General features: G+C 28.5%; 21 protein-coding genes. 3 read left to right on the forward strand and 18 right to left on the reverse strand.

The annotated features are described in order from the left end of the window. Positions 1-78 precede the first annotated feature (78 nt). The gene (locus tag P344_RS06990; protein ID WP_169728179.1) at positions 79-411 is read right to left on the reverse strand and encodes an AAA family ATPase; all 333 of its coding nucleotides are present in this window, start codon (positions 409-411) and stop codon (positions 79-81) included. Between the two features lie 1,779 nt (positions 412-2,190). Here P344_RS06990 and P344_RS03790 point away from each other — a divergent pair. Further along, positions 2,191-2,523: a hypothetical protein gene (locus P344_RS03790; protein ID WP_025317553.1), complete on the forward strand. Its 333-nt coding sequence runs from the start codon at positions 2,191-2,193 to the stop codon at positions 2,521-2,523. 780 nt (positions 2,524-3,303) lie between these two features. Here the strand turns inward: P344_RS03790 and P344_RS03795 are convergent. From P344_RS03795 to P344_RS06100, 11 genes are all read right to left on the reverse strand, one after another. Continuing rightward, positions 3,304-4,152, reverse strand: a complete 849-nt coding sequence (locus P344_RS03795) for a hypothetical protein (protein ID WP_025317554.1) — start codon at positions 4,150-4,152, stop codon at positions 3,304-3,306. A 9-nt stretch (positions 4,153-4,161) separates the two neighbouring features. Next, positions 4,162-6,858, reverse strand: a complete 2,697-nt coding sequence (locus P344_RS03800) for an endo-beta-N-acetylglucosaminidase (protein ID WP_025317555.1) — start codon at positions 6,856-6,858, stop codon at positions 4,162-4,164. A gap of 6 nt (positions 6,859-6,864) precedes the next feature. After that, positions 6,865-7,737: a hypothetical protein gene (locus P344_RS03805; RefSeq protein WP_025317556.1), complete on the reverse strand. Its 873-nt coding sequence runs from the start codon at positions 7,735-7,737 to the stop codon at positions 6,865-6,867. After that, on the reverse strand, positions 7,727-8,434 hold the full coding sequence (locus P344_RS03810; RefSeq protein WP_025317557.1) for an ATP-binding cassette domain-containing protein: 708 nt from the start codon (positions 8,432-8,434) through the stop codon (positions 7,727-7,729). Before P344_RS03810 ends, P344_RS03805 begins: the two co-directional genes overlap by 11 nt. Before the next feature lie 27 nt (positions 8,435-8,461). Beyond that, positions 8,462-9,211 carry a hypothetical protein gene (locus tag P344_RS03815; RefSeq protein WP_025317558.1) on the reverse strand — a complete coding sequence of 250 codons (750 nt, stop codon included), beginning with the start codon at positions 9,209-9,211 and terminating at the stop codon, positions 8,462-8,464. A gap of 227 nt (positions 9,212-9,438) precedes the next feature. Continuing rightward, positions 9,439-9,819 (reverse strand): hypothetical protein, encoded by a 381-nt coding sequence (locus P344_RS03820; protein ID WP_025317559.1) that lies wholly within the window; start codon positions 9,817-9,819, stop codon positions 9,439-9,441. Between the two features lie 337 nt (positions 9,820-10,156). Next, complete coding sequence (locus P344_RS03830) at positions 10,157-10,408, reverse strand: hypothetical protein (RefSeq protein ID WP_025317561.1); 252 nt, start codon at positions 10,406-10,408, stop codon at positions 10,157-10,159. A 22-nt stretch (positions 10,409-10,430) separates the two neighbouring features. Next, positions 10,431-11,534, reverse strand: a complete 1,104-nt coding sequence (locus P344_RS03835) for a hypothetical protein (protein WP_025317562.1) — start codon at positions 11,532-11,534, stop codon at positions 10,431-10,433. A gap of 63 nt (positions 11,535-11,597) precedes the next feature. After that, positions 11,598-12,257 carry a hypothetical protein gene (locus P344_RS03840; protein WP_025317563.1) on the reverse strand — a complete coding sequence of 220 codons (660 nt, stop codon included), beginning with the start codon at positions 12,255-12,257 and terminating at the stop codon, positions 11,598-11,600. Between the two features lie 41 nt (positions 12,258-12,298). Next, positions 12,299-12,586, reverse strand: coding sequence for a hypothetical protein (locus tag P344_RS03845; RefSeq protein WP_025317564.1), 288 nt, complete (start codon positions 12,584-12,586; stop codon positions 12,299-12,301). Positions 12,587-12,942: 356 nt separating this feature from the next. Further along, positions 12,943-14,127, reverse strand: a complete 1,185-nt coding sequence (locus P344_RS06100) for a Pr6Pr family membrane protein (protein WP_025317566.1) — start codon at positions 14,125-14,127, stop codon at positions 12,943-12,945. Between the two features lie 314 nt (positions 14,128-14,441). On the opposite strand from P344_RS06100, the gene P344_RS03860 reads away from it, so the two are divergent. Then, positions 14,442-14,750 carry a hypothetical protein gene (locus P344_RS03860; RefSeq protein ID WP_025317567.1) on the forward strand — a complete coding sequence of 103 codons (309 nt, stop codon included), beginning with the start codon at positions 14,442-14,444 and terminating at the stop codon, positions 14,748-14,750. Between the two features lie 138 nt (positions 14,751-14,888). Continuing rightward, complete coding sequence (ispH, locus tag P344_RS03865; RefSeq protein WP_025317568.1) at positions 14,889-15,770, forward strand: 4-hydroxy-3-methylbut-2-enyl diphosphate reductase; 882 nt, start codon at positions 14,889-14,891, stop codon at positions 15,768-15,770. Between the two features lie 10 nt (positions 15,771-15,780). On the opposite strand, the gene P344_RS03870 is transcribed toward ispH, so the two are convergent. The 6 genes from P344_RS03870 to recO form a co-directional block, all read right to left on the reverse strand. Beyond that, entirely contained in the window at positions 15,781-16,548 is a 768-nt protein-coding gene (locus P344_RS03870; RefSeq protein WP_025317569.1) for a Nif3-like dinuclear metal center hexameric protein, read from the reverse strand. Between the two features lies 1 nt (position 16,549). Next, complete coding sequence (locus tag P344_RS03875) at positions 16,550-17,212, reverse strand: tRNA (adenine(22)-N(1))-methyltransferase (protein ID WP_025317570.1); 663 nt, start codon at positions 17,210-17,212, stop codon at positions 16,550-16,552. 4 nt (positions 17,213-17,216) lie between these two features. After that, positions 17,217-18,575: a sigma-70 family RNA polymerase sigma factor gene (locus tag P344_RS03880; protein WP_025317571.1), complete on the reverse strand. Its 1,359-nt coding sequence runs from the start codon at positions 18,573-18,575 to the stop codon at positions 17,217-17,219. Between the two features lie 6 nt (positions 18,576-18,581). Then, positions 18,582-20,435 (reverse strand): DNA primase, encoded by a 1,854-nt coding sequence (gene dnaG, locus P344_RS03885; protein ID WP_025317572.1) that lies wholly within the window; start codon positions 20,433-20,435, stop codon positions 18,582-18,584. Between the two features lie 16 nt (positions 20,436-20,451). After that, on the reverse strand, positions 20,452-21,828 hold the full coding sequence (locus tag P344_RS03890; protein ID WP_025317573.1) for a glycine--tRNA ligase: 1,377 nt from the start codon (positions 21,826-21,828) through the stop codon (positions 20,452-20,454). A gap of 122 nt (positions 21,829-21,950) precedes the next feature. Then, positions 21,951-22,379 (reverse strand): DNA repair protein RecO, encoded by a 429-nt coding sequence (gene recO, locus P344_RS08115; protein WP_081717398.1) that lies wholly within the window; start codon positions 22,377-22,379, stop codon positions 21,951-21,953. Positions 22,380-22,384: the final 5 nt, after the last annotated feature.

Here is a 22,384-nt window from a genome sequence, read left to right on the forward strand (position 1 = left end):
ATATAATTCTTGTGATTTTCATTAGATTCATCAGGTATTAAAAAAGGAGAATGTGTAGTAATAATAACAGTTATATTTTTATTTTTTACACTTTTTCAAAATATAATTAATAATTTTCATTTGCAATAAAGGATGAACATTTTTATCAATTTCATCTGCCAACAAATTAAAAGTTTTATTAGGTTCTTTTTCACTTAAATTTAATAAAAAATTAAATTTATATAAAAATCAAACTAGTGCTTTATATCCATCAGAATTTAATTTAATTTCAACATTTTCATTATTTTTATATTTAAGTTTATGAACAACTTGAAGTTTAAAAATTAAACCATCAAAATTAAAATGAGAGTAAGCATAAATATCAAAATTACTAAAAAGATTTTTAACTATGTCATTAGTCTGATTTGCCATTTGTATTTTTATTAACTCTTTTCTATTAAATGCAGTTGGATTTTCAGTTTGCGTAAATAAACTAGCTAATTCTCTTCCAAATTTTACTAATTCTGGTGAGAGAAATAAAAGCATTTTAAATGTAGAGTCATAATTGGGATCAGTCGCGAATCATTTAATGAAGATAAATCATATCTCATATTTATGTTATTTTCTATTGCAGAATTATTAATCATAGATACAACTGACTTATGATTAAAGATTTCTTCAATAAATTTTATATTTTTAAAAATTTCAGCAATTTCTAATCTATTTAAAAGTGCATTTATCTTACTAATTTTCTCTATATTTTCATCGGTTACATCAAATAATAAGTATTTTTTATTATCCCTATCATTTATTTTATATGTATATTTTGCATTAATAGAGGATTTTTTTTAAAAATAAGAGGTTATATTATAAATTAATTTTCCTAAAAATATAATATTGCCATTACTATCTTTCTTTTTAAAACCATTATGTGTGTCTAAATCTTTACTTATTAATTTTTTAGTATCTGTAAAAAGATCTGGAAATTTTCAATTGGAAAATTAATTTTTTTGCAAATATTTTTAATCTCTTTAATTTCTTCTTCTGCATAAGTCTTCCTCATAAGTAAATATAAGATTTCGGATCTTTTTACTAGTTTCATCTATATCATCGCAATATTCAGTTAATTGAGGAATATCACTTTCATCAAATGGAGTAGAATTACTAAAAAATTCAATAGCTTTTAAAATATTAGTTTTTCTAGAGCCATTTTCACCAATTAAAGTAACAACTGTTCCTTTTTAAACTCTATTTCTAACTGGTCAAAACTATAGTTTTATAATTTTTAATTTTATATTTTATCATATTTTATTATCTTATTATATTTTTTATTTAATTTACATGAATTATAAATATTTTTAAAAAAATATTTAAACAGTCTTTTTGACTATTGTTTTTAACATCTAATTTATTTGATTATTATAAATATAATAAAACACTATCATAAAAATTATTATAATTTGCTTCCCACATTTAATAATTTTTTAAAAAAAAATATTAAAAAGAATTAATGATATTAATTATCATTAATATATAATTGGTCAAAAACAATATCTTATAATTAAATAATTATGGTAATGTCTTTTTAAGGGATTAATATAAAATAATATAAAAATAAATCAAAAATAAAATTTTTATTATCGTTTATTTAAAACGTATTTTATTTTTTGATAATTTAAATTATAATATGCTTTCTGTTTTTTATTAAATTACCTAAAACAATACTATTAAATCTAAACTTAAAATTAATAAAATTTTCTAAAAAAATAAATAATTTTACTAATTTTTAACTAATTAAAAAATAATCTTTATCTAATTTTTTGTCTATTTTTTTGTTTAAAAATAATAAAACTTTTAATTCTTAAAATGTGTTATATTTTAATTGAAAAAATTATATATTCTGTTACTTTTAAATCCAAAAATTAAGAATATTAGCTACGGGAACGGATTCATAAGGAGGAATAAATAATGAAAAAAAATTATTAACATTATTATGTCCACTAGTAACTGCTACTAGTAATATCAATGGTTTTGAACTTATGAAGAACAATGATTATTAACATGTAACAAAAGTAACAAATTATCAACCAGTTAAATTAGATAAAATATTTAAATATGTATTTACCCGAACGATCACTTAAAAGTTCAGAAATTATTAATGTTCAAACTAAATAAGTAACGCCAATTGCATATGTTGGGGGCTATGTAACGATGGCAAATGATAATTGGGGTGCTCTTACTGCCTTGAATAATATTCATGAGTTGTTAAAAATAAATGATAATAACATTAGTTTAACTCCAATTACACAAATCAAAATTGATTCCTTATCAAAATATACAACAAATAAAATTTTAGTAACAACAAGCGATAGTAAAATCTATGAACTTGGCCAAAATGGTGTTTTGACTAACCTTCCTTACCTTGAAAATACTCCTCAATACTGGGATCAAGATAAAGTCCTTTTATTTAATCCGAGTTCATTACTAACGCCAAGCGGACAAGTAATAAAAATTAATTATACTTTTACAACCTATACTATATAATATATAATGATTAATTAACTTTTACAACTAACGATCAAAAATTATATTTATTATCTGCCGATGGTAAGATTATTGATTTAAAAATCCCTGGCATTGGGTTAGGAAAAATTGACAATACTTTAATATTTTACAATTTTAAAGACCATGATACTTATTATTTAAATATTTAACTAATTAAAAAATAAATAACTAGTGAGAATTTATTTTTTTAGGTTATTGTAAGGTAATACTATCTAAACAATAATCGGTATCAAAAATTCCAATTAAAATATTAACTCCCTTCGTTCCCTTGGCATTAATACTTTAATTTTGATAAGCATTTAAATAAGCAATCATTACTAAACGTTGGTAGGTTGTTATATTGGGCTGGATCGCAGGTGCATGGGGAAAAACTTACTAATAATATTTGAATAGTTATTAGCAATTTCAAAAGGTGGTTTAATATTAAAAAACTGGTGGTATTCATTTCACATTGTCCCCCATGTTTGATGATTAATAAATAAGCGAACAGTTATTCCATAGTAATTAGGTGTAAGATAGTTTTTCACATCCGTTGCTAGGGTCAAAGCATGAAAACATTTTGCTCATTATTAGTGATTAAATTTCCTAGCGGTGTTGTTAAACCAATTACTCCACATAAAACTAACAAGTGTTTCATTGGGTTCCCACCTTTTAATAAAATTATTATTTTATTATTCTCTTGGTTTAATTATATCGCTGTCAAAATTAACTTCTTTTATTAATCTTAAAAATTAAAATTGTTCAAAATTATTAATAATCTTAACGCTTCGTTCCCATTAAAAAAGCAAAGTAGGAACTAACACTAAATAGCCCGAGAAAAATTAGGGTTCCAAAAATTGGTTGGTAAATTGATAAAAATGATAAATTCCGATCAATTGCAGGGACAATTAGAAAAAAACCATAACTATTAATTTCACTTTGGGTATAAAACATATACACAATTCAGGTTAGATACTTTTGCGGAATAAAATAACCAAGCACAATCGTAGCTTTACTTGTTGCATATCCTAAGTCAATAAAAAAATCACCAAAAAAAAGAAAGAGCACTAAAATTAAGATATTAATTGACTGCACTAAGTAAATATTTTTTAACGCTCCCGAAACTAATAAGGATAGGAAGAACACCACTAGAATATTTAAAATAATTCCAAAAACAACACCCATTCACTGGTCAACCGTGTGCATTTGAAATAATCAAGTTTGCACAATATGAGGATGACGAAAGGAATCTAAGAAAAATAAATAACCAATGACTAATAATATCGCCAGAAAGTTAGTTGTGAACAAAACAATCAATAAAGCACTAATAAATTGGAACCGACTAATTCCAAAATTTTTTAGTTGTTTAATAAAAACGGAATCTCGTCATTCACAGATAATATACGATACTAAAAATAATAAAAATAAACTAGGTAATAACGTAAAAGCCGTAATTAGAATATAACGACTATTTTTTAAAATATTTTGGTACCATAAAAAATAAACCAGGGTCATTAAAACAATCGGGGCAATTAACATATAAATATAAGTTCTGGTTGTTTTTAAAACAGACTTAAAAATATATTTAATACAGCGGTGAAACATTAGGTGTTGTGTTTTTATTTTCATAAGCTCCTCCTAAACATTAACAGTTACACTATACCCTGGTTGAGGTAAATTATTTTGTAAAACTGGTTTAATCATTAAGGTAATCTGGTGATTAGTACTTTGTAAGTCTTTCACAAAATAATAATTTTGCGTAGTTTCTCCAATCCGATACCACTTACCTTCATAAAGATAATAAATTGCATAATAGTCTAAATTAGTTGCTTTGGTACTTTCTCATCCAAAACGAATATTATATAACTCCATATTATTAACCATTCGGTTAATAACATATTCTGCCGTCGGATTCTTAATTTCCAAGGGAGCATTATGATTGTTATTATTAGTTGTTGGTGTTGTGATTGTAAACTGCCCAACATTAAACTTAAACTTATTGGTTTGTGGTTTAATTTGCAATCCAATTTTAGCAATCCGATTGGCAGAGCTAACATTACTTAACTTATTCAAATTTAAATCAATTTTCACTCATCCCCCGGGTAATTTTTCACTATGATCTGGGGTAATACTTTGACTAGTAGGAATCATTGATTGTTGGTCAGTAGTAGTCACCCAAAAGTTTACTGTCGCATTACTATTATTATCTGACCCATCATAATAAATAAAACTAACTTGGTGGTTATTACTAATTAAATTAGTTCCCAAAATATCCCAGTCGTATACTTTGCTGTTATCTCACTGGGCTGGTAAAACTTCACCATTTTTATTGAAGCCACTACCAATAGCAATAGAATTACCCTTTTGGTAGATTGTATCATAATCATAAAAACCACTTAACGCATTAATATTTAATGGTTTATCTCGCTGAGATTCATCATAAATTTTTCATTGGTAAGTTGGTAAAATATCGGTTAGTCTCTTATTAGTTCAGGGATAATTATTAGCAACAATCGGTTGGCCATTTTGATCACGTTCCACAAACTGGACACCACTCCCGGTTGAAAAATTGGTTTGTTTGTTTAAAACTTGGTCTTCATCAAATAAAGTTGTTTGTTCTTTGACTAAACTACCAATCCCATAACTAGATGAATTATAACCTCCATGGCCTTGATAATCATAAATTTTTTGTTCTACAAATGGATCAACCTTTCCCTTATTAGAAGCTTTAATTCGGGGATCAGAAATAAACGCTGCTCGTTGGTAAGAACCACTAGGATTTAATCCTTGATAATCATTTAAAAATCGATTCGATTGTAAACCTTCATCATTACTACTAATAAAAGTGTTGGTTCCTGAAAATTGAATTGTATTAAATAAGTTAGTAACTTGAGTAGCAAATAAATATGCGCGGATGGGATTATTAACGCCGTTGGCCTTCGCTCAATTGTAAGCATCCGTTCCAAAAGTTCCAGCGCCAGCATCTAAATAAGTTGAAAAACTAGTATATACATCTTTATTATAAGAAGGTTTTCCTCCACGTAACTGTTCTTGGTAAGCTAGCTGACGAAAATCATAAGACCCAAAATACTTTGGATTAGCGCCTTCATCAATTATTGTGTGCAAATCACTAGGATGATAATTAGGATTATCTTTTAAGAAATCAACTGTTTTATCCGGAATCTCTCCAAAATTTAATTGAATTTCAGTGGGAGTAATTTCCCCGTTTGGTTTTTGATAACCACTTGTTGTCATTTTAATTGTTTCTTGGTCATCGTAACCATGACTTCCTTTCGAAACAGTAGCATCATTACGATAATAAATTACTTTTAATTTTTTAATATTCGGATCGGTCGCAGTACCAACTTTATAATTAAATTCCTTAATAATTTCATACATCGTATTATAATCCAAAATTGAACCATTCGGAGCAGCCCCATTTGCTTCATTATTAATAAACCAACCATCAAACCCATTATATTTGGCTAAGTTAATTAAAATATCAACAATTTTATAACTACCATCACTATTCTGAGCCAAAAAATCTTTCAACATTTCTTTTGTTAATCCGTGATAGCCATCTAAAAAAACATTTCCAAAAATAGGCGTTCCGTTAACATGGGCCGCATCAATTACATCGGCAGGCGGTGGAACAATTGGTCCTTCAAACCATGATCCCGACCAGTTAACATATTCATTAATATATTGTCAATTCAAATTAGTATTTTCAAAAGGATTTTTAGTTCCCACAATTGTGTTATCAAAAGTACGGTGTTTACGCGATGAAAAACCTAATTGGTTATACTTAATATTTTCATTTTGTTCTGAGGAATTATAAGTCGCGACATATTTTCGGGGTTGCAAAGGAACAACACTGCGATTATATTTGGCATCATAGTCAGTTGCAGGGTTTCATTCTAAAATTGAATTAAGACGTAAATATTTTTGGGCTAAAGAAGTAACCCCAAAATCTTGGGCATAGTTACCATTTGGCATAAATCCTTTATTAAGAGGCACGCCAGTTACTGCTTGTTTTTTAATATTTTGGTTTCACTGAAAACCGGTACTAAATTTGGAATAATCAAGATATCGCCCCTCATGAGCAGGAGTAATATTACCAAGTGGTACTTGGTGGGGAGAATTAGCTAGCATATTATGTTGGTCAGTATTATTAAAAGCAATCCCTTCCCCATACTGATCACTAGCCCAGTCAAAGTTTGGAAGACTGCTTAGATATTGGTTCCCACTGACACTACCAATTGAACATGATGTTAATAACATTGATGGTAAGGTAATTATTGTTGCTAAACTTAAATAAATTCATAATTTTCGCATCTGATCTTATCCTTTCATTCCCCAGGTAAAATATTTGGGGGTTAAATAACTAAAAATACCAATAAGAACAACAATACCAAGGAAGGGTTCTCACACTTGGTTAAAAGCAATAAATGAGACTTGATTAAAATCTTGAATAATTTGGCTAATTCCAAGCGAGTCTAAAAATTGATAGGAAGTAAATAACATGTTAAATCAAATAAAATATTTAGTTGGACATAGATAGCCAAGAATAATAAATGGTCACATTTTATTAGTAATTGTTGGCTGTAAAATAACATCTGAAAAGATTAATAAAAATAAAGTGACAATAGTTAGGGTTGCAAATGACCAATTCCGGTTTGAAATTGCCGTAGCCATTCACACATATAATAAGGTTAAGAAAAAAGTTAACATTATCATCCCCATGATATAAAGTAACCAAATAAATGGTCTAATATTAGAAAGCAATGGTAAGTGGAAATTAAAAATTGGAACTAGCGAATAAATATTATATAAAATAATATTGATTAAAACTGAGATACTAGTTAAAGCAAGGTTTAATAGAAAGACTACTATAATAATATGATATTGATGTAAATTAATTAACTTAATTTTTTTCAAAAACTGTTTTTGTCGTCACTCCACTAAATATAACCCTAAGTAAAAACTAGCAATAAAAACTGAAATTGATAAGAAGTTAATTAAAATGGGTGGTAGAATGACAAAAAAACTATAGGTATTTCATAACCACGAACATAGAATTGACAATAATCCAGAAAAAATAAAAACAAAAATGTAGGTACGCGGATTAGTAAAAATTACTTTAAAGAGTAAACTGGCTGTTTTATTAAGTTTCAAAAATGTTGGTTTACAATGGTCAATAAAATTACTCTTCATAGCCAACCTCTTTTTCAAAATATTTAATTAACATTTTCCGCAATGTCCCAAATTCTTGTAAAATAGTGTCGATATTTTGGTTTAGATAAACAAGTCCATCTTTTAAAATTATTACCCGGTCACACAGCATCTCAACTTCTTCCGGAGTATGCGAAACAATTAATAAATTAATCTTCTTTAATTGCTTTCATTCTTTGAAAAAATTGACAAGCTTAATTTGCATCTTTAAATCTAATCCGGTAATTAATTCATCTAACACTAAAATTTCTGGATCATTTAAAATTGATAAAAAACAATTAAACCGTTGCCGTTGTCCACCTGATAACGAAGCAATGTCTTTTTTTAAAATATTTTTTAATTCAAAAGCATCAATTAGCTGTTGTCCTTCCACAGTGGTTAAATAACCCTTCCCCTTATAAAATTTAATTAAATCCATCGGCGTTGTTCCCGCTGGTCAATAACCATCTTGAAATTGGATCCCGATTTTTTTATGAACTTTCTCATTATTATGGTCAATAAAATAAACATGGCCATTATTTGGTTTTAAAACCCCTGAAATAATTTCAACAAGGGTCGTTTTTCCACTCCCATTTGATCCTAAAATTGCGACTGATTCTGAATCAGCAATTTTTAAATTAATATTTTTTAAGACTTCTTTTTTGCCATAACTTTTACTAATATTCTCTAAAATAATCATCTAGTTGTCGCTCCTATTAACATCTTACTAGTTCAAAAATAATTCATAATATATGGTATTAATTAGTTTATTCATAACGGGATCTAACTTTAATAACGGCTTTACCTTTGCCGCCGCTTCATCAGGACCTTCACTTCAGATTGGATTGCCATCACTATCTTTTTTGACTAACGAACCAAAAGTATAGAAATCAATATTAATTGGTTTTTCAACAGTCCGTCCTAAATCAGGGACCCATATTTTTGCTCATTGATAATAAATCCCCGCGGTGAAATACTTCATTACTCATAAACTTAAATATTCATTTGGATTAATAGTATTATTCGTCGGATCATTAATTTTGTTAATGGATAATTCAATATAATATGAACGCAAACTTAGCGCACTAAAGACTTGCATATCATACGACAAAATAATTTTATTTTTAATATACTTATTAATAACATCATTTGGAATCCCAATTTCATCATAACCTGGTTGCCCAGCATGTTCAGCAGCCGTTGGTTTATACTTTTGGTATTCATTATTATAGAAAGCATAAAAATTATTTAAAATCTTATTATTAACTGCTACAATCTTTTGTTGAGTATCATAATATAAAAACTCTCAAATTTGAAGTTGATCTTTATTTTTTGCTGGTCATCCCCGGTTGGGGTTAACAATTTGGTTTAAATCATTAGTAGTATTAAAATTATCATTAACAAAAAAATTAATAATACTAGCCAATGGTAAAACTAAAAATGAACCAAAAAATAAAGCTCAAATTGATCTTTTCATGTTTTTTTCTCCTTTTGTTTAAATTAGAAAAACGCTGTCCATTTTTGCTAATTAACTAATATTATATAGACTAAAAAAAAAAAAAAAGTGTTAAGTGCAAAAAAATATTTTTTTTAACACTTTTTTTGTAAAAAATAGTAAATTTAATTATTAGCTAATATTAACCATCCGGCAATTAGATTAATTAAGAAAAAAGTAAACATACCAAAAGTATCACTAACATAGTCCTAACTGATAATTTTAAGTTTTAAATTTTCAATCATTGGTAAACACCATGTTAAGCTTAAACTAACAGTAACCAGGGTAATAATTGGTGTTGTCACGATCATTCAAGTGCAAGCTTTTTTAAAGTTTTGTTGTTTCTTATTATAGTTACTACTAGCGGGATTAACTTGTCTCCTTAAAATTATTACTCCCGAAAATACTAATCATAATAAAGCAATAATTCTCGTTAAAACCTTTAACCATCTGGGTAAGGTTGTGGTAATTCCCAACATTAAACTAGGGAAAATTAATAATAACAAGCATAAGATTGCCAAGATTAACAAAATAATCCCGGTGGCAATAACCTGCGAAGTGTTTCCAAAATTATTATTAAAATTAATCAATAACAAAATTCCAAAAATTAAGGATACCAAAAAACTAGCGATCACGAAAATTAAATTCCATCATAAACCGGCTTGTAAAACTGAGTTGTATGTTATAAATATTTTTTGTGGTTTCATAAAAAAAGATCTTCAGTATAATAATTTAATATTACTTCAAAGTGATAATAACAAAAAGTAAGAAAAAAAGTCAAGATAAATTTAATAATCTTACTTTTAATTAAATTTAATTTGACTAACATCAATTGTACTTGTTGAATATTTATGAAAAAAGGAAGCACCTCCGCCAATAACATACGATTTAACTTGTACGTAAATAAAATTACCGGCTTTTCAAAATTTAATGTAAATATCAGCTCCTACACAGCCAGTTTTGATAAGGGACAGTATAGAATCCAGCAAACTTTTGATAATTTTGACTACCATCCTTGGGAATTACACGATCAACAGCTAAGGAACCAAAGGAAGTTAATGTTTGATCATAACTAAAACTATCCGCGTGAATTTTACCAACCATTTTGGTAACACTAATAGTTCGATATTGAAGAATAAAGTCATCTCAATTATCAGCATATTTAGTTCAATCAATCATTGCAAAGAATGATGATTCATTGCTATACTGTGCGACAATACCCCATTCGTCTATTTTTACTTGATGCTGGTAGAATTCCACTGAGAACATTAACGATTAAAGAATTTTTGGGAATCATTACCATTAATTTAATATTAGCACTGTTGAAATAATTAATTATATTAGTACCATCAATTTTAATATTAATTAAAATACCTTGCCCAGTAGTGAGTACCCTGTCAAGTGTCAAAACAATAATTCCCTTTACATGCACATCATTTTTTAAAACCGAATTAATGTTAGGATCCGTGCTGATCGCTTTGACTAATTCATCTTGACTAGTACTTTTAATGGTAAAGGTTCCATCCTGCGAATAATTACCGCTAAAATAACTTATTAAATCAATTGTGGTTGCTTTAATTAATAAAGTTAATGTTGTTTTCCCTTTATAATTAGCAGCATTATTTGCGTCAATAATAATATTAATTTTATGGAGTTGATTATCATTAATTAGTTTTGATTCTGTTGTTATTGAAACTCCTGGTAAGGTTATATTTTTTAATTGGGGATTTAAGGCAACCACATTTTTTAAAGCATCGAATAATTCTCTCGTGTTAACATCTGGTTCTATCACAACAGACAAACTTGTTAAATCTTGGTTTCAATTGGTAATATCTGTTTTGGGATAGACCATTAAAACTAAAATGTTGGCAGTTCCCATATAATCTTGTGATCCGTTAGCGTTAACTGTAATTGCAATATCATGGGCTACTAAATCATCTTGGGGAAGTTTCAAAGTTGTGCTAACAATTACCCGCAGATCATTAATGGCACTTAGAATGACCGGATTAGTTTGTTTAATTTGTTTTAACGCTTTAATTAGGGGTGATAAATTAACACTAGTACTAATAATGTTTCCATAAGTCGTATAGTTTTCCCTATCATTAGTAATATCAGTTTTACTTGTTTTGGCCATTAACTTAATTGTCGCAATCCCGGTATAATCTAAAGTTTGATAAGCATTTAAAGTAATATCAAGCTCGTGGGGAACACCATTATTTGGCAATTTAGAATAGGATACAATTAATAAGTTGCTTTCTTTTAAAACATTTAAAGTTGTTTGGTTAATTCCCTGTACTTTTTGCAATGCATTGCATAAACTTGTGGGGTTAGGATTTTGTTCGCTAACTGCGGGGTAAGAAGTTAAATCTTAACTTAAACTACTAATGTTCATTTTCCCAGTTTGTGCTTGTAACGTAATTGTTAACTGACCACTATATGCCAAAGTATTTGTGGCATCAATTGTTACCTTTAATAAATGACTATGTCCATCATCGGGTAACGGTGATTTAGTGGTTAAAATAATATTTGGATCCTGGGCCGAAGCAATTAAATGTTTATCCATACCTACTACCGAAGTTATTAAATAAGTCAGACTATTAAAACTAGTATCTCGAATCGTAACTGGTGATGATGTTGTATAATCATTTTTTAAATGAGAAATATCAAATTTATCGGAAATTAAATTTAGTTGACAATTAATTTGCCCTTTAAAATTATTAGTATTATTAGCATCCAAGGTAAAACTAATGCGGTGGGCAAACCCATTAGGAATTACTGTACCTTTAATATTAAGAATTTGAATTCATTTGTCAAGAAGCGCACTTGCTAAATTAGAATTTAAGTTTGGTAATAATTTAAGAGAATTTAATAAACTAGTAGTATCAATATTAGCAATGTGCAGAGGATTATTATGGCTAAAATCACCACTTAACTGGAAAACGTCAAACTTAGTAGCTTTAATATTCATCGTGATTGTAGTAGTTCCCTTAAAAATTTCAGAATGATTGGCATTAATATTAATTTTCATTAAGTGATATCCCCCATCATATTGGAGCGGATCACTAGTTGTTAAAATTGTGGTATTATCATTAATTGCACTTTGTGCAAATCAGCATTTAAATAATTTAAATGCTGATTTGCAGATAATAATTCTTTTAATAAGGTATTTTGAATGGTGACTGTTGATTTATAATAATCACCACCATCTTGGGAAATATTAATCTGGTGGTCAACTGGGGAACCAGAAGGTTTTAAACTAGTAAAAGTTTGCCAACCGCCAATTGCTAAGCCTATTAGTAAAATAATTATTAACACAAAACTAATTTTAAATCATAAATTTGATTTTAAAAATAACACAAAAAAACTTTTCGACACTTAAAAATAATTATTAGGGGGTTAAAATTAGTTTCATCCAGGTCTAGATTAATGTTAATTTTATAAACATTAAAATTATTTAGAATAATAATATTTTCTTGTCCAGTCTTTTTTAGATAACTTAAAATTTTTTTACAACAAATATTGCATATAATATCTTTTTTCATTGTTGGTGTTTCCTTCAAACTTGTTTTCCATAAAAAGTACCTAACAAATTAATCTTTTGTTAGGTACTTTTCATACTATATTAACAAGTTCATTATAACGAAAAATTAATTAACAGTTAATTATTATAATTATTATTTTTTGAACATTTAAAATGTCAAATATCGTTACAATTAATCATCGAATTTAATTTTTTCGAAATCAACTTTAGTTTTCTTTTTTGTTTGGTATAAATCTAAATCAGCTTGCGAATATTTTGGATTATTAAAACAAATAAACGCAATGGCAATATCAAAAATTGGACCCAGAATTCAAATTCAGTTAAAACAAATTAAAGCAACCGATAAGAATCCGACAATAATGCGCGCTCAATAGAAATTAGCAAAACTAAAGATACTAAACACAATAGTAATTGTACTAAAAACAATAATAATAATACTAAAGGCCAGCACAATGCTATTATTATAAGGATAGTTTAAAACTTTTGATCACACATCTCGTAAGGTATAATATAAGACTGAAAAAATAATATTAAAACAAGCAACCACAATGGCTAAAATTAAGGCAATTTTCCCCTTATAATCAAGTTTTTGATATTTTTTAATATCAATAATTATTTTAATTTCTTTAACTTTTTCAGGGTGATGTTCTTTAATTTGCTTTTTAAAATAAAATAAATTATTAACCCAAATAAAAAAGTATTGAAATGATGTACATAAAACTAAGACTAAGACACTTCCGGTGGCTAGCATTACCACCCCATTGGTTGCATAAAAATCTAAGAAGAAATATGGAAATAAAGTGTTTTCTGGTTTATGATCTAAATGACGAATATATCCCCGCACTAACACATAAATTAAATATAAAAAAGGATATAAACAAATTATTCAGTAGTTTCCTTTATGATGATTACTAAACTTATAAAAAGCATCCCCAGCGGTCATACAGAAACTTAAAATCATCGCTACCGGAATAACAGTGTGTAAAATAAAGGTTGAAATTCATTCATAAGCTGACATCCCCCGTACAATATCACCCTGGGTAAATAAGCCTAACCAAAAAACTAACATTGTCATCGTAATGTATACGGTAACCATTAACCGAATAATAAAATCAGGTTTCGTATTTTTAAACTTTTTATGAAATAAATAAAACACAAAATACCCAAAAACCAAATAATTTGATTGGGTTGTAAAATAAGCATAATAATGGCTCAAGCGTTCTCCATAAGAATTTAAGTGGTCAGCACCAGCAGTGTTTAACACTAAAATAAAATCAAGAACTAAAAAAATAAAAATTAAGATAACTCCTATAATCCGATAGATTAGTAGCATTTTATCAGTAAATAATTTTTTCATTAAAAATTTCCTTTACATTATTAATTTTAACCATTGTAACTCATTTAATTGCTATTATTATAACATAGAAAATAACATCACCTTTAACATTCAATAAATTTATGATAAAAATTAGTAATTTATGTTAGTTTTAGGATACAATGTAGATAGATAATGATAAAGATAAGATTAGGCGCTCAATACTCAAATCAATGCTTATTCATAATATATAAATGAACAACGACTCTTTCTAGTATTTTTTATCAAAAGTTTTATCCATCTATTCATTATTGAAGTTTTGAATGTGAACCACCACCCAAAGGAGTAATAAAACCATGGAACAAAAAAATAATTCTTGAGTAACAATTACTGTTTTGCCCCATCATAAATATGTTTATGAAGATGACCGCTTAATTTTATTTAGAATTCCCGAACCAAGTAACCAGTATTTAAGAGTTTTAATTGAGAAAAAAGATGTTTTTTTCTCACCAGTAAGTCATCATTATGAAATTAAAATTAATAAACATTATAACTATTTAATTTGAAAATGAAATAATCTTTCCCAAAAAAATGACCGTTATGCGATATGAAAAGGTGAAGAATTATTATATTTTTGTAAAGAACAATCGGAATCTAACTCTTAAAAAAGATTTGTTTTTTTTTAAGACAATTTACAAAAAATTTACTTTTTAAATAATTTTCCCTTGAAAAATAACATAAAAAAGTTTAAATTATAATTTTTTATATTATGATTAATTTATATATTAAGTAGGTGAAAAACAGTGAATGTCATTAAAGTAACACCCCGGGGATATTGCTTTGGGGTTATTAAATCAATTAAAATGGCGAAGGATGCCATTAAGAATTATCCCGGACAGCAAATTTATATGCTTGGGTTTTTAGTTCATAATCATCATGTTGTTAATGAAATTACTAGCTTAGGAATTATTCCTATTAATGATTTTAAACAAGATCGCTTAGAAATTCTGCAAACTCTGCCAAATAATTCCGTAGTGGTGCTAAGTGCTCATGGGAGCCATGAAAAAATTAAGGATGTCGCACTAGCCAAAAATATTACCCTGGTTGATACCGAATGTGAATGAGTAACGGCAACCAAAGATCTAATTAAAGAATACCTTGTTAAAGATTATGAAATAATTTTTATTGGAAAAGATTATCACCCAGAAACCAATGCAATAATGTCAATTGACCCGCGAATTCATTTGGTAACCACCCTTGCCAATGTTGATAAGATAATTGATAAACTTGACCCGCGCAAACCAATCTTAGTTACTAATCAAACCACCCTTGCCAATGTTGATATTGAAGAAATTGTTAACAAGTTAAAAAATATCTTTGGGAATCGTATTCTTTTTAAAAATGATTTATGTAATGCTACCTTAGAGCGCCAAAATGCTGTCTTAAACTTGAATCCCTATGAAGTTCAATTATTATTGGTCGTTGGGGATGAACGGAGTAATAATACTAATAAATTAGTGGAAATGGGTGAAAATATTAATATTAAGTCTTATCGCATTAATGACAAAAATGATATTAACCCAGCATGGTTAACTAGTGTTACCACCGTAGCCGTCACCGCAGGTGCTTCGACTCCTAGCTTACTGCAATTAGAAGTTATTAAATATTTAGAAAATTTACCATAAAAAAACATTATTAATAATAGTTAATAATGTTTTTAATATGAAATGGAATAATATCAATTGTTTTTGGTAATATTCCCTTTAAATATTGACTAAAATGGTTAGTATAATAATCTTCCATATAATGATTAAAACAAGCAACAGGAATTTGTTGTTCATCAAATTTTAGCCATTCATTTCATTTAACTTCACCAGTAATAAACAAGTCAATCTTATCAGTTAAACCATGGATAATACTACCACCAGCACCGGTACAAATTGCAATTGTACTAATTTTTGTGGTTAAATCATTAATAATATGTTGAACAACCGGAATTTGAAAAATATTTTTTAGCTTGGTAATAATGTCTTGGTAACTTAATGGCACTGGTAGTCTTCCTTGTTTAGCAACATTATCATGGGTTAGGTTAGTAATATTCTGACACCCAAGATTTTGGAGAATTAAACTATTCATCCCGGTTGATAATTGACTATCATAGTTAGTATGCGTTGCATAAACTACAATTTGGTGCTGATCTAACAACTGAAAAATTGTTTTTTTAATAACATCTTGTTTTTCTTGTTTTAATTTATTAAAAACAAAAGGATGGTGGGTAATTATTAAGTTTACATTTTCCGCAATTGCTTTTTTAATAACGGTGGTTGTTAAATCTAAGGCTACTAAGATTTTATTAATTTGGGTTGTTGGTTTGCCATACTGATAACCAGTGGGATCTCATTTACAAGCTAGTTTCTTTAAAAAATCCTTTTCAATTAGCTTAAAAATTTCTTTGGCTTGCATCTTAAATCACCTTATTAATTAATTTAATTTTTTGTGTTAATTCTTTGGCTTTCGCTGATTTGTCAGGAACTTTTTCTAATAAACTTTGAAAATGGACCACTTTTAATAATCACTTTTCTTTAAAAATCGCACTTTTTTCTTTGCGCAAAATTGGTCCAAACATGATATCTTTTTGGTTTTTAACTTTTTTTCCGGCTGATTTATTAATAACAAGAATTTCATAAATAAGATCATTTTCTTTCATAATTAATTCTTGCTCTAAAAAGTAACGCTGTGTTTTTACCCACTGGCGAATTAAATTGGCATCATCATTTGGACAAAGAATATAGCGATTAATATTATCAGCATCTTGTTCTAAAATTATTAAAATTGTGTTACTTCCTAATCCCGAAATAATACAACTATCAATGGCAATCCCCTTAATCCCTGTTAGCCCATCTGCTAACACGGGAGTAATTACTTCACCAATTTTATATTTAGCAATATTTTTTTTTGCTTGTTCAAGAGGTTGTTCAGCAATATCACAAGCATATGCTTTGGTAATTAAATTACCTCTTGCTAAATAAATTGGAATTAACGCATGGTCAGTTCCAATATCACAAATAACATCATTATGATTAACTTGTTTAGCAATTAGCAATAAGCGTTCTGATAAAATTTCCATTGCGTTAACCCTTAAAGAAATCTTTCAAAACTTTTGCTTTTGAATTTGACTGATTAGGTTTAAACTTACGAATTGTTTTGGCTTCAATCTGACGAATCCGTTCACGGGTAACTTTAAACTCTTTTCCAACCTCTTCTAATGTTTTTGGCGAATCATATTTTGATAAGTGTTTATCAATAATTTTATTTTTACGACTTTGAACTTTTTCAATCGGAGTGTCATAGTGAATATCTAAACTTTTAACAGTTTGGACAAGTTCTGGGAATGATTCATCCTCACTTTCTTTTGCTAAGCGTAGGACAGTTCGTAATTTTGTTGGTAAAATTCCAAAGCGCATACGAATCACCTTTTCTTCCCGCGCGGATAAAATTTCATGAAAAACTTCATCAATAACTTCGCGTAATGATTCTTTCTCAGCATATTCATCAGGCGTAAAAATATCTTTATTATCAACAAAGTCACCAAAATGAGTATCGTCTTCATCCCCAATTGGTTTTTCTAATGATACTGGTTTAATTGATAATCGTTTAATTTCCCGAACTTTTTCCCCTGTCATTCCTTGCCTCATACGGTCAGCAATTTCATCAAAAGTAGGTTCCCGTCCTAATTCTTGGGTTAATTGCCGTTCAATTCTTGTTAACTTGTTAATTGTTTCAACCATATGAACAGGAATTCTAATTGTTCGCCCCTGGTCGGCAATGGCTCTAGTAATGGCTTGACGAATTCATCACGTTGCATAAGTTGAGAATTTAAATCCTCTCGTATAATCAAACTTATCAACTGCTTTCATTAATCCAATATTACCTTCTTCAATTAAATCCGAAAAATCTAAACCACGGTTTAAATGTTTCCGCGCCACTGATACCACAAGTTTTAAGTTAGAAGTAATTAATTTTTCGCGACCATATTTTTTTTCTTCAGGATCACTAGATTCTAACATTTTAGCATATTTAATTTCTTCATCCCGAGTTAAAATTTTACTTGTTCCTAACACATTAAAATAAGCTTTAATAATATCTTGAATTTTTGTTTCGTTAGAAATTCCCCCGACCTTATATTTAATGCGATCTTCCCGTGGCTTTTTTGCGGTTTTTTCATCGCTAATTGCAGCTGAGTTATCTTCTAAATCTTCAGTTAAATCTTCGGTGTCTAAATTTACATCACTAAATTCAACACCATTAGCCAATAATTCTTCAAAATATTCATCAACATCATTATCTTCTAATTCAAAATGTTCATTAATTAACTCTAATACTTTTTCTTGTTCAATTTCATTGTTATTTTCTTCAAGAAATTTATTAATATATTCCTTAAATTCTTCAAATGATTTCATGTTTTTAACTTCTTTTTTTGATAACATCATAATTTTTTACCCCTTCTTAAATTTTAATCTTAAATTCATTTTGTCAATTTCAGTTGATATTACTTGTTGTTCTATAATATCAGTTGTTTTTTTTAATTTAGCCCTTAGCATTGCAATCTCTTTTTCCGTTGCAAAATCATTTATTAAAATGGCATAGTCTTCTAATGCTTTTGTATTATATTCAGTTTTAAATGTTGAACTATTGAGGATCATTGTTAATTGATTAATTAACTTTTCCTCATTAATTTCATTACACAACATATTAATATTAACACTTTCTTGGCCCAAATGTCTATGGTAATAGTCAATAATATAATTAGCAATTAACCGATTATCATTATCATTTAAAATGCTAATTTTTTTTTCATAAAAATCAGCAGCCTTCCGTGAATTTAATAATTGTAAAATCATTTGTTGTTCAGCTAATAAATACCGTTTTAATGTTTTAATTTTATAAGCCAACGCATTTTGAGTTGTTGTTTTTAGAACTGCTGATGTTTTCTTAATTTTTTGGGGATGTGTTAAATCTACTTGGTTTTGTTTAGGAACCTTTACTGGTTGGGAACTTATAAGATTATTAATTTCACTAATTAAAGTTTCTTTACCAATGTTAGTCACTTGGACTAAATTATTAATATATAATTCTTGCTCAATAGCATTATCGGTTGCTTTAATTAAGGGCCCCACAATATTAATAAATTCTTGAAGTTCATTACCATCGGTTAAATTAAAACGCGAATGGTAATAATTAATTGCAAAACTAACAGGATGGGTCGCTTTTGAAAGCATAGCACTAATTACATCTGCCTGGCCACTATTGACTAATTCATCGGGATCCTGGTTCGTTTCATTATTAACAATTTTAACCTTAAAATTATTAGCTAATAATTTACCAGCGGCTTTTAAGCTCGCCTTCACCCCGGGAGTATCACCATCTAAAAAGATTAAACATTCATTGGTAATTTTCTTTAAGGCTTGCAGGTGATATGAACTTAAATTAGTTCCCATTAAAGCAACAGTATTTTTAATATCTATCTTGGTTAAACTAATAACATCCATATAACCTTCTAATAAAATCATGTGCCCTAACTTCCGGGCTTCTAGTTTTGCATTTTGAATGTTATACATTAATCGTTCTTTTTTAAAAACTTTTGTTTCGGGCGTATTCAAATATTTTACTTGGTGGTCAGTATCTGTTAAAACCCGTCCCGAAAAACCAATAAGATTACTTTCATCATCTAAAATCGGAAACATTACCCGGTTATTAAAATAATCATAAACTTTCTCATTTTTGATCGAAACTAACCCGGCGGTTTCCATCTCATTAATATGATAACCTTTTTGTAACAAGAATTGGTACAAACTATCAGGGGCGTTATCCGCATAACCAATCATAAATTCTTCAATTTGCTGATGGTCAATATGACGACTTGTTAAGTATTCCCGTGCGCTCTGACCTTTTTTAGTATTCAGATTATTAATAAAATAAGTTTTAACAACTTCATTCAAAGCAAAAATTTTTTTGTCAAGGTCATCATAGCGTGATTTAACTTGATAGTTATCAAGCTCTGTTAAAGAAATTCCAGCACTTGCTGCTAATTCTTTTAAAACCTCAACAAAAGGAATATTTTTATATTCTTGTAAAAAAGTAAAGATATTGCCCCCTGATGAACAAGCAAAGCAACGATAAATTTGCTTTTCGGGCGAAATGCTCATCGAAGGATGCGAGTCTTGGTGAAAAGGACATACTGCTCAGTAATTTCGTCCCCGTTTTTCTAGTTTTAAATATTGGGAAATAATTGTCACAATATCAACTTTTGAGCGAATTAAATCAATTTTTTCGTTACTGACTAACGCCATAAGCCATCCCTCCTTATTAAAATGATTTATTTAATAACTTATCTAAATATGCTGATAATTTACTAATTTCAATTCTTGTTTGTTCTGTTGTATCACGATCACGGACTGTAACTTTCTGATCTTCTATGCTATCAAAGTCAAAAGTAACACAATATGGGGTTCCAATTGCATCCTGGCGACGATAACGTTTCCCGATATTTCCGGTTTCATCGTAAATACAATGATATTTTTGTAATAATTCTTCATATAATTGGTAAGCATAGTCATTTAATTGCTTACTTAACGGAATAACAGCAATTTGATATGGGGCCAAGTGCGGATTTAATTTTAACACCACACGGGTGTCATTATCATTAATAGTTTCCACACAATAAGCATCATATAATAATGCTAACATTAAACGGCCAACTCCAACTGATGGTTCAATTACATAAGGAAATACCTTGGTATTAGTTTCTTGGTTTAAATATGATAAATCTTGTTTTGAAAATTCACTATGACGTTTTAAATCAAAATCTGTTCGGTTGGCAATTCCTCATAATTCCCCTTGACCAAAAGGAAATTTATATTCAACATCAACTGTTCGTTTTGCATAGTGGGCTAATTCTTTGGAATCATGTTCACGTAAAACATAGTTTTGCTGTTGCAAACCAATTTTTTGCAAAAATAATTTAACTTGGTTTAGTCAATATTCAAACCAGTCGGTTTCATCCTGGGGGTCAAAGAAAAATTCTAATTCCATTTGTTCAAATTCACGAGTACGGAAAATAAAATTTCCGGGGGTAATTTCATTACGAAATGACTTCCCAATTTGACCAATCCCAAATGGTAATTTCTTACGTAAAGAACGTTGAATATTTTTAAAGTTAACAAAAATCCCCTGCGCGGTTTCGGGACGTAAATAAACAATTGATTTTTCATCTTGTAAAACCCCCTGGTTGGTTTTAAACATTAATTCAAACTGACGAATTGGCGTAAAATCATGGGCATGACAAATGGGACATAAAATGTATTTTTCTTCAATAAAAGCAGATAATTCCTCATTACTTCATCCCCCAGGATTCACCTCAGGGTAAACTTCTTCAATTAATTTGTCAGTGCGCATGCGTGCTTTACATTTTTTACAATCTAATAATGTATCAGAAAAATGCCCTAAATGCCCAGATGCTTTTCAGACATTATTATTCATTAAAATTGCACTATCTAAGCCAACATTAAATTTTGATTTTGTAATAAAAAAATCTCACCATAGACTTTTTAAATTCCGTTCAACTTCAACTCCTAATGGCCCAAAATCTCAGGTGTTTGCTAAACCACCATAAATTTCACTGCCTTGAAAAACAAATCCTTGGGTTTTTAAATGATTAACAACTTCTTCTAAAGAATATTTCATTAATTTTTCTTTTCCTCTCTGTTATATAAAGTATTACTCTAAAAATTATTATACTATGTTATTATTTAAAATAAATCGATTTTTTCTTCAATTCAAAAATACTATAAGAAAACAAGCCAATTTTATTTTGATAGTATTCACAAAGCATCCAAAAAAAGAAGGATAATTTCATTATTTATTTTGTACTTAACTAAGGTGTTAAAATTAATCTGTTCTAAAGTTTGTCATTGCATAATATCTTTAATTAATTCAACCCTAAAAACAGCTTCTCCAGGCTGTCAACAGTTTTTACAAATTAATCCCTCTTCACTAAAACTAATAGTTTTAATATTTTTTTTACTAAAACAGCGAGCACAAGTTAATAACTTTCATTGAACACCAAAGAATCGCAAACTATAAAACATTAACATCACAACAGCAATTAAATTATCCTCTGCTGAAGTTAAATAATTTAATGTTTGTTTTAAAAGATAATAATATTGAGAATTACTGTCACGTGGTTCAAAACCCTGGTCGGTAATTTCACATACTAATACCCCCCTAATAAATAATCATT

It is taken from the genome of Spiroplasma mirum ATCC 29335 (genome assembly GCF_000565195.1).
GTDB lineage: Bacteria > Bacillota_I > Bacilli_A > Mycoplasmatales > Mycoplasmataceae > Spiroplasma > Spiroplasma mirum.